The 6,872-nt window shown below is 51.9% G+C and carries 5 protein-coding genes, 1 other RNA gene and 1 pseudogene; 4 read left to right on the top strand and 3 right to left on the bottom strand.

Annotated features, from left to right (window positions below; genetic code table 11):
• Positions 1-421 precede the first annotated feature (421 nt).
• Both R6U67_RS16790 and R6U67_RS16785 read left to right on the top strand, forming a co-directional pair.
• Positions 422-1,144 carry a hypothetical protein gene (locus R6U67_RS16790; RefSeq protein WP_068789680.1) on the top strand — a complete coding sequence of 241 codons (723 nt, stop codon included), beginning with the start codon at positions 422-424 and terminating at the stop codon, positions 1,142-1,144.
• Positions 1,145-1,259: 115 nt separating this feature from the next.
• Positions 1,260-2,510: a glycoside hydrolase gene (locus tag R6U67_RS16785; RefSeq protein ID WP_410253616.1), complete on the top strand. Its 1,251-nt coding sequence runs from the start codon at positions 1,260-1,262 to the stop codon at positions 2,508-2,510.
• 52 nt (positions 2,511-2,562) lie between these two features.
• Here R6U67_RS16785 and sigC read toward each other — a convergent pair whose 3' ends face one another.
• The 3 genes from sigC to R6U67_RS16770 all read right to left on the bottom strand — a co-directional run bounded on the left by sigC (position 2,563) and on the right by R6U67_RS16770 (position 5,339).
• Positions 2,563-3,768 (bottom strand): RNA polymerase sigma factor SigC, encoded by a 1,206-nt coding sequence (sigC, locus tag R6U67_RS16780; protein ID WP_410253615.1) that lies wholly within the window; start codon positions 3,766-3,768, stop codon positions 2,563-2,565.
• Between the two features lie 755 nt (positions 3,769-4,523).
• Positions 4,524-4,620: signal recognition particle sRNA small type (gene ffs / locus R6U67_RS16775), an RNA gene on the bottom strand.
• Positions 4,621-4,655: 35 nt separating this feature from the next.
• Positions 4,656-5,339 carry a Uma2 family endonuclease gene (locus R6U67_RS16770; RefSeq protein WP_410253614.1) on the bottom strand — a complete coding sequence of 228 codons (684 nt, stop codon included), beginning with the start codon at positions 5,337-5,339 and terminating at the stop codon, positions 4,656-4,658.
• Between the two features lie 80 nt (positions 5,340-5,419).
• On the opposite strand from R6U67_RS16770, the gene R6U67_RS16765 reads away from it, so the two are divergent.
• Together R6U67_RS16765 and R6U67_RS16760 are read left to right on the top strand one after the other, a co-directional pair.
• A complete protein-coding gene (locus tag R6U67_RS16765; RefSeq protein ID WP_410253613.1) occupies positions 5,420-6,313 on the top strand; it encodes an AEC family transporter in 894 nt (297 codons plus the stop codon).
• Positions 6,314-6,480: 167 nt separating this feature from the next.
• A pseudogene (locus tag R6U67_RS16760) lies at positions 6,481-6,872 on the top strand (molecular chaperone DnaJ); the annotation flags it as partial.

Raw genomic sequence — 6,872 nt, 5'->3', positions numbered from 1 at the left:
AAAGTAGATTCGGCTTTGTGTCCCCAGGCGATCGCTCATTCCGGGTGCTGAATACTCCTCCAGGGAGATCGCGTTCGGCGATGGGGAAGCCGAATCCGAACTGCTAAAAATGCTTTTCAAAAAACCCATGCAGGTGTCGTAGCGTGCTGATTAGACGTTCTCGGGCTGGACGGATGCCCGGTATGGTTCATTATATCCGGGGAATGTCCGTTAGACCCGTCAATTTCCAAGAAATTCAACCGATCGAATTTCCAAGCTCGGGCGATCGCCTAAAGTAGAGTAGCGTCCTCTCCTTGGGTTCAGGATAGACCGCAAATGTATGGGGGATTCACCCGACATGGTAGTACAACCCGAGTGGGCGATCGCACCCACCAGCGTCCACGAGCGTCAATTCTCTTCACAAGTTCAGTTAACGGTGACTATGGCTGCGGGCTTAAAATCATCCACTCTCGATCTCCTAAAGCGCTTCAATCGGGCTTTTCCCCAGTTTTATGAGCAGTTTGTCAGCAGCGAGATCCAACTGCAAAACCTTAAATTGGCCTATCACCTCTACAAAACCCGACAAGCCGTCATTGAATTACGTCAGGAAGGCTCAAAAAGCGCTCTCCATTTTGCTTACCGCAATCAGTCATTTTTGCTCAGCGATATTTTTGGCGTGCTGGCCGCCTACGGACTGACGATTCACAGCCTCAGTCTCTATGGCCAAATCGCACCCCCTATGTTGGTATTTGTCAAGCTAATTGTCTCTCGGGGGGGCCAGGCGTTGACGGAAAAAACGGCGGATAATGTGGCCCGCGCCGTTCGAGAGGCCCTCGCGGGACATTTTGAAGTTGAAGAGATGTTGGCGGTGGAGTTTAACCTGGATGCGGGTTTGGAAGATGTGGAAACGGAGTTCTATGTAGATCCAGTTTTCCACCTTCCGGCCCTGTTGATCGAAGCGGATAACCAACCGGGGTTATTCTATAAGGTAATGTATGCCATCTGGCAGGAGGATTTACTGGTCGTCAACGCCAACCTCCTCGTCTGGCGAGGACGAACTCGGTTGATTCTCTATCTCCTCGGCCCCAACGAATGCGCTATTCCTGACTATCTTGGCAACCAAATCGCCGAAAGTGTCCGCCAACGACTGTTAGGAGGCAGTTAATCCTCGATAGTGGGCCGTGTTGGTGTTTTCCCTTTTGCCTCTTGCATGCCTCTTGCCTTCTTTCCCCTGTTCCCTGTTCCCTGTTCCCTGTTCCCTGTTCCCTTCTTTAAACCCTATGAACGCAATTTTTGTCCCCTGGCTCCATATGCACCAACCCCCGATTTGGTGGAATCACCGGCCGATGGGGAATCTTGAGAAAATGCTCAACGGTGATCCCAACTCTGAGGAAGGCTGGAACGCTCAGTGGTTTGCTCAAGCTTATAAGAACCCGGCCAAGTATGCCCTGGACTTGTCTCGACGGGGACTTCAGCCGCGCATGATGGTGGACTATTCTGGGGTTCTCATCGAGGAGTTGGCGAAACTCTCTCAGGATGGAACCTTTGCCAATCGCCATGTCGATGGAGAACCCCTCGGAGATGTGATTGCTCTGTGGCGGGAGGCTCTTAATGAGTATCCTGAGGCGATCGAGTTTGCGGGGACGGCGTATAGTCACTGCTATTTCCCGACGACACCGGAACGGGACTGGGAAGCCCAGATTATGGACTGGAAACGGGTTTTTGGAGATTTGTTTGGAACGGCGGCCCTGGAGCGAGTGAAGGGGTTTTGGTTGCCGGAAATGGGGATGATGGGAGATCCGAAACGGGCGATCGCCTTAATCCGACTTCTCAAACGCTGTGGCTATGAGTGGCTGATTCTGCCAGCCTCAGCCTTGTCTCGGCGAGAAGGTTGGACCACGCCTCAGTTGGAAAATCAAGTCCATGAGTTACGGGTTGAGGCGGCCCGAGAGACGGAAACGATCCTCTGTGTGGTGCGAGATACGGATATGGGAATCCGTCAGCAAAGTGGTCATAATGCGGATGGCTGTTTGAATGATATCCGCTATCGCTTAGAGGTCTTTGAGCGCGAACAGCTCTCGGGTCCCCCGTTGATTGTGCCAACCTCGGATGGGGAAAATGGCAATGTGATGATGTTTGAGTATTTCAAAAATACCTTTGTACCGTTGGTGGAGATGATGCCCCAGTTGGCGGATGTGGAGATGCTGACGGTGAGCCAATATCTCGATCGCCATCTCGACGGACAAACGCCAACGGCGGTGTCTCTGAATACAACGGGCGGCTCTTGGATTGGCGGCCATAATAGTTGGAACGAAGGCGATCGCCGTCAAGCGATCGCCCTGAGGATTGACGCGCTCAGCCGTCAGGTGGCTGAACAGGCCACTCCAGGAGACCCCAGTTGGGATGAGGCCCGCCAACTCCTCCTCGTCTGTGAAACCAGTTGTTTTGTCTACTGGAACGCAGAGTTTTGGTTTGACCAAGCCGATGCCTTTTTGGGCAAACTTGAGGGCTTACTGGCGACCCCGGTTTAAACCAAGGCTTCTAACCCAAGGCTTCTAACCCAAGACTTCTAACCCAAGACTTCTAACCCAACGCTTCTAAGAAGTCCCGAACTCGGTTGCGTCGTTTGGGTTGACGCAGTTTTTGCAGGGCCTTGGCTTCAATCTGACGGACCCGCTCGCGGGAGAGATCGAGAGCGCGACCGATTTCAGCGAGGGAATAGGGGCTTTCTCCGCCAAGTCCATAGCGTAAACGGATGACGTCCCGTTCCCGACTACTGAGGTCGGCGAGGAGTTGTTGCAATTCCCGTTGTAGGGATTCACGCACTAACAACTCTTCGGGGGAAGCGTCATCCGTTTCTAGGAGATCTCCGAGTTCGGTGTCTTTTTCTTTACCCACTTTGGCATCGAGGGAGATGGAGCGGGGGACTCGTAACATGACTTCCCGGATTTGGTCGGCGGTCATGTCCAGTTCTTCGGCGATGTCGTTGATGGTGGGGGTGCGACCGTTATCTTGGGAGAACTGACGTTGGGCTTTTTTGATTTTGTTGAGTTTTTCGGTGATATGCACCGGGAGGCGGATGGTTCGGCTTTGGGTGGCGATGGCTCGGGTAATTCCTTGGCGAATCCACCAATAGGCGTAGGTGCTAAATCGATAGCCTCGGGTGGGGTCGAATTTTTCGACGGCCCGTTCTAAGCCGATGGTTCCTTCTTGAATTAGATCTAAGAGTTCGAGACCTCGTTTTTGGTATTTCTTGGCGACGGAGACGACGAGCCTTAGGTTGGCCTTGATCATATGCGCTTTGGCATAGACTCCCTCGGTTTGGATGGTTTCGAGTTCCTCGACGGAGATGTCTGCGAGGTTCGCCCAATGATGTTTACCTTGACTGAGGGTGGGTTTGAGGTCGGAGAGGGAAATCTGAGCTTCGTTGGCCCAACGTTCGAGGGAGGGACGATGGCCAAGTTGGGAACTGAGGCGATCGCGGGCGTTCATGAGATGGACATATTGCTGCATGATCTCATCCCCGGCGTCGGCTGCGGTTTGTCGCACTTCCAGCAAGCTGACGTATCGCTGCACTTTCTGGGCGACGGAGACTTCTTCATCTCGTCCTAATAGGTTGACTTTGCCGATTTCTTGAAGATACAACCGCACGAGATCGGTGGTGGTTCGGTGTCCGCGAATGGACTCATCGGCTTCGGCGTATTCCACTTCCATGCCCGATGTGGCGTCCAATTCACTCTCTTCGAGACTGGAATTGTTCATGCTTGGGGCATCTGTTTGGGCTGTCATGGGTTCAGTGGCTCCGGTTTTATTAGGACGATGGTCAGATTTAGCGGGTTGGTAAGAAGTTGTGTTAGACATGGTCGCTCGTCTCAATCCCTTTGAGTTAACGGGGGGTTAAGGGAGTCCGATGATTCGGAGAACGTCCCTCGTTTTGTGATCCTGATCGCAGGCGATCGCCTGCTTGACCTCGTTCGCTCAACCCCCATCTGAATCAGTCGATCGCCGGTCAGGTTTTGACGCTGACGGCGCTGATATTCTTGAAATCGCCACGAACTGAGGTACTAACGTTAGTATAGGGAGCTTTTAATTTAGGTTTAGTGATTTGCGTCAAACCATGGTGCTAACCCTCATCACTTTCAACCTGTTTTTGGGAGATTTTGACGAAGTTGTAATGTTTCTTCACTAAAATATCTGGGAAATCTGTCAAAAATTGACATCCGGAAACTTGGCTAAAAACTGTGTTCTACCGTACAAATAGATGTCGGTTTTCTAAGGACTCTCTGACTCCTCCAAGGGGGATTTTTTAGGTTTTGGGCGATCGCCAATTGGCTGAACAAAAGACTGGGTGGGGGGTTCGACCCCTCATCCATCAACTGGGAGAGGCGGATAACCGAACGTCCTCCCTGGGCGATCGCTGGGTCAATCGCTGGGTCAGAGCCATAATGTTGTTTATTTAATCAACATTGCGAGATTTTAAATCCCCCTAACCACAGAGTTGGGGTGACGGGGCGAGGATTGAGGGTTAAGTGAGGGTCAAATGAGGCGACCCGGAGTTCACGCCGATTACAAGCATCCCGTATTGCTGCTACCTTCCGGTCCTGACAAGGTTTGGGCGTTGTAATTGCATGAGTCCGGGTCTACAGACGAGTATAACATGATGCCGGGCCGTTATTTCAAGAATTTTTTTGAGTTTCCGGGGACTCACTCACGTCAGCGTCAGGATTATCCTGAGAATTATCCTCAGTGGGGGGATTTGTCGCCTCAAGGGAGGTCTGGAACTCCACCGCCTCATACAACTCGCTCAAACTGAGGTTCAGAGACACAGACCCCAAGGCTAGGGTCGCGTCCAAGCCCTGATATTCAGTCAATAACCATTGTTGGGCCGTTTGCTTGGCGTAATGTTCAACCAGAGGGCGGTCTTGATAAATCAGGAGATAGTCCTCGACGGTGTCGAGGCTACGATAGGCGGCAAACTTTTCACCCCGATCATAGCCCTGAGTCGAGGGAGAGAGAACCTCAGCCAGCAAAATGGGGTTCATCACCGTATCTTGGCGTCCCGGCTGCAATTGGCAAGGTTTCCCCGTCACCATCACATCAGGATAGGTGTAGGTGTTCCGTTGGGGAATCCAGAGGCGTTGGTCGGTGATAAAGACCTGATAGGGTTGGCGTTTCAAGGCAAGCTTTAACAAGACAAACAAATTGCCGGCTATTTCATTATGGGCTGGGGTTCCACCACTCATGGCGACAATCTCTCCATTGTGATATTCATTGCGAGTTGGCTGTTGTACTTCCCAGCGGAGATAGTCTTCGGCGGTGCGAGTCGGTTGAGTTGAAGTGGGCGCAGTGGCGATCGCCATGGTTAAAATTCCTCCATCATGGGTGACAAGCTTATCCTTAGTATGCCAAACCCGCCGTTCTCCCCTTCGCCACCCCACCTATGACTGCGATCCTCTCCGCCATTCTTCCGGTTCTCACCATTGTTCTGATTGGCTTCTGGGCCGGGAAAAGCTTTGCCCTCGACCGAGTCAGTCTCTCGCGGATTACCCTTTATATTTTTACCCCCGCCCTGGTGGCTGAGTCCCTGTATCGCAGCCCAATCACCCTGGAAAACGCTAAAGGGTTATTTTTGGCATTTTCTTTGACGTACGCCCTTATGGGAGCCATTGCTTGGGGGCTGAGTGGTCTTTTGCGGTTCCCTGCCCCTGTCCGCAAAAGTGCGATCGCCACCAGTGCCTTTCCCAATACGGGCAACATGGGCTTATCGGTGAGTCTGTTTGCCTTTGGCGAGGACGGACTCAATCGAGCGGCGATCGTGCTGATTATCTCCAGTCTCCTGGTCTTTTCCACGGGTCCCGCCATTCTCAAAGGCGGCGGGTTCGCCAATGCCCTCAAATTCACCCTGAAACTGCCTTTAATCTGGGCGATGCTGATTGGCCTGGCCCTGCGACTGCTGCCCTTTGAATTGCCCTTTCAACTCGATCGCGTCCTGAAAGTCTTGGCCGACGGAACTATCCCCGTGGCGTTAGTGGTGTTGGGGATAGAGATTTCCCAAAGTTCTCTACGTCTAAGTCCCTATGACCTCTTCGCCAGTGGTTTGAGACTGCTTGGCGGTGGTGCAGTGGCTTATGGTATGGGGCATTTAGTGGGGTTGGGAGGATTAGACTTGCAGGTGTTGGTGTTGCAATGTTCGATGCCCGCTGCGGTGAGTTCGTTCTTGATGGTGAAGGAGTTTGGCGGCGATTCTGTGCGGACTGCGCGAGTTGTGGCCATGTCCTCGGTGTTGGCCTTTGGCACGTTGCCGCTAGTATTGGGGTTATTGTCGTTATCTTGAGGCGATCGCAGATTACTTTTGCTCATCCGTCTGAGTTGCCAGAACTTGTAAACTGACATCGGGGAGCGATCGCATCAACTGTTATCCCCGAGAATCCCGCCGCAACGGACTATTTCATTGATGGAGATTTGGCGGTATGATCAGAACCGCCGTAGGGAATTATACAGATGGCTAAAAAAAAGAAACAGAAAAAAGGCACTCATCAGGTTCGAGAAACTACCCTAGCGTCCACCTCTCCAGACGCCCGTTTCCAGTTTCTGGAAGAACGGCAAAAAAAGGTATTGACCTTAATTAAGCGCAAGCGAACAGAACTGTCTAATTTAACTGAACAGATTCAAGAAATTGCGCGATCAATGCTCTCTCACGGTCAAACGATTTACGAACAAGCCCAAACGCTCGATCGCGAAATTCACGAGCTATTTCAGGAAATCCTCACAAAACGTAAACTCGGTAAAAAGACCAAACGCGAAATCCGAGAAGTTTACGAAATACTACAATTTAGCGGTCGCATCAGTCCTCAGTTTGATGAAGATGATGAAGACTTCGCCCGTGAGGAAGA

This window comes from Sodalinema sp., from assembly GCF_046483825.1.
Classification (GTDB): domain Bacteria; phylum Cyanobacteriota; class Cyanobacteriia; order Cyanobacteriales; family Geitlerinemataceae; genus Sodalinema.
The sequence above is the reverse complement of the archived record's forward strand: the minus strand, read 5'-3'. Positions and strand labels throughout refer to the sequence as shown.

What these genes read in the sequence shown, in the direction of transcription:
- R6U67_RS16790 (WP_068789680.1), top strand. Translation starts at nt 422, where the DNA reads ATGGCTGCGGGCTTAAAATCATCCACTCTCGATCTCCTAAAGCGCTTC.
- R6U67_RS16785 (WP_410253616.1), top strand. Translation starts at nt 1,260, where the DNA reads ATGAACGCAATTTTTGTCCCCTGGCTCCATATGCACCAACCCCCGATT.
- sigC (WP_410253615.1), bottom strand. Translation starts at nt 3,768, where the DNA reads ATGACAGCCCAAACAGATGCCCCAAGCATGAACAATTCCAGTCTCGAA.
- R6U67_RS16765 (WP_410253613.1), top strand. Translation starts at nt 5,420, where the DNA reads ATGACTGCGATCCTCTCCGCCATTCTTCCGGTTCTCACCATTGTTCTG.
- R6U67_RS16770 (WP_410253614.1), bottom strand. Translation starts at nt 5,339, where the DNA reads ATGGCGATCGCCACTGCGCCCACTTCAACTCAACCGACTCGCACCGCC.